The sequence below is a fragment of the Prosthecobacter sp. genome (genome assembly GCF_049294395.1).
In the GTDB taxonomy this organism is placed as follows: domain Bacteria; phylum Verrucomicrobiota; class Verrucomicrobiia; order Verrucomicrobiales; family Verrucomicrobiaceae; genus Prosthecobacter.
This window is the reverse complement of the sequence record NZ_JBAQCR010000273.1, coordinates 1-2075: the sequence shown is the minus strand read 5'-3', so window position 1 is coordinate 2075 and position 2075 is coordinate 1. Positions and strand designations below refer to the sequence as shown.

Here is a 2075-nt window from a genome sequence, read left to right as displayed (position 1 = left end):
GCGGGCGCTCAGGCGCTCTGAATCCTCAATTATCAAATTTCGCACATCAATTGTGCTGGTGAGTGGATATTCGTGGGTTAAAGACTCCTCCCATCCAAAAAACATGCGCGCACGCATCATCAAAGACTTCCGTTTCGAGGCCGCCCAGACGCTGCCCAATCTTCCTGGCGACCACAAGTGCACCAAGATGCACGGTCATTCCTTCAAACTGGAGATTGCCATTGAGGGCGAGGTGGATCCGAAGATCGGCTGGGTCTATGACCACGCGGAAATTTCCCGGGCGATGAAGCCAATCATGGACCAGCTGGATCACTCCTACCTCAATGAGATTGAAGGCCTGGAGAATCCCACCATTGAATACATGGCCGCCTGGCTTTGGAAAAAGCTGGCCCCGCAGCTGCCCGGTCTCTGTGAGATCGTGATCCACGAAACACCCAACGCCCGTTGCGTGTTTCGTGGCGAGTTTTGACCAATCAAGCCTTGGCCAAATGGCGCGTTTTGCGCCGACGGCGGAGGGTCAGGACGGCCAGGCCCAAACCTCCCAGCACTGCGCGCGAAGGCTCAGGCACGGCGTCCACATGCAGCGTGAGTGAGCTGGCTCCGATGGTGAACTGACCGGCAAAGCCAGCTGGTGTGGAACCGAAGGCGAGATTTGAAAGCGTCAGACCAGAGACGGAACTGTAGTTCATCAATGTGTAGTCTGAACCACTGATCAGACCATTGTTAAGGATGTCAAAAAGTGCGGTGCCTCCGCCGGTGAAGTTCAGGGCTCCGCCGATGTTCAGCAGATCCGATGTGGTGCCGAGTTCGAAGGCAAAGTGAGATCCGTCCACGATGCTGAGATTTCCATCAACGTTCAGGGTGCCCGGGCTGAGACCGGGGGCGATGGTGCCGCCGCTGGCGACAGAGATATTTCCTGCGATGTCGCCCGTGCCTTTCAAGGTTCCGGTGGAGTTGACGATGACATTACCCGAGCCTGTGGCGCTGCCCGTGGTGTTGGTGACGCTGAGCGTGCCGCTGACGGTGGTGTTGCCGCTGTAGGTGCTGGCACCGGACAAGATGACGTTGCCGCTGGAGAAGTCCACGCTGCTGAAATTGGAGATCGCCCCGGCATAGCTGAAAGTGTTGCCTGTGCCTGGATTGAATGTGGCCGTGTTTGTGCCAGTGCCGCCGTCGATGTCGCCAGTGATGGAACCTCCGGTGACGGTGAGCGTGTCATTGCCGCCCTGCATGGCGATGGCTTTGCCGTTGTCTCCCGTGATGGTCCCAGCGTTGCTGAGGTTGTCGTTGCCATTGCCGGTTTGGATGGCGGCTCCGACCGTCAAAGCATCGCCTGCGCCGCGAATGATCCCGCCTGCGTTGTTGGTGACAGTGTTGTTAAAGGTGCTGACCATCTGAATCGCGTAGCCTGTGGTGCCTCGGATGAGACCGCTGTTGGTGATGCTGGTGGCAGCGAAGGCGCTTCCAGTGCTGGAGTTGTCAACCAGGATGCCATGCCCCTCGATGCCGGTGCCGTCCAAGGCTCCGCCAGTAATTTCCGCGCCGGAGTAGTTGATGATCGTGCCGCCGCCAATCGAGACGCCTTCGGGGTGATTGGTCAAAGTATCGGAGCCCACGCCATTGGCACCGAGACCCCGGATGATGCCATGGTTGTAAAGAGTGGTGATGCCATCCACATCGACACCATCGCCATCGCCGACGTCGTAGTGGGCGCTGTCATAGTTGCCGGTGATGGTGCCGTAGTTGGTGACAGTGGCAGAGGAGGAGGCTGCGGAGGAACTGAAGTTGTCAATGTTGACGCCGGAGCCGTTCACGCCCGTGATGGTGCCGCCGACGTTGTTCGTGACGGTCATCGTGAAGGAGTTGACGGTGTCAGTGGCGGCGCCACCGGTGATACCATGACGGCCGGAGATGGTGCCTCCGTTGTTGTTGGTGACCTGAACCCCGGTGTTGGTCTGGGCATCGATGCCATCGCTGCTCGTGGCTGCAACTTGCGTTGTGACAGCGGAATCAACGATGGGCACCGCGAGGATGGAGCCGTTGTTGACGATGGTGCCGTTCACGCCCGGACGCAC

At 58.8% G+C, this 2075-nt stretch carries 2 protein-coding genes; one reads left to right on the top strand and one right to left on the bottom strand.

The genetic code is table 11. The features are described from left to right. Nucleotides 1–103: 103 nt before the first annotated feature. Complete coding sequence (gene queD / locus WAW39_RS18615) at nucleotides 104–469, top strand: 6-carboxytetrahydropterin synthase QueD (RefSeq protein WP_395732432.1); 366 nt, start codon at nucleotides 104–106, stop codon at nucleotides 467–469. Between the two features lie 4 nt (nucleotides 470–473). Here the strand turns inward: queD and WAW39_RS18610 are convergent. Next, nucleotides 474–2075, bottom strand: a 1602-nt coding sequence (locus tag WAW39_RS18610; protein WP_422320686.1) for a beta strand repeat-containing protein, incomplete at its 5' end; no start/stop codon positions are given.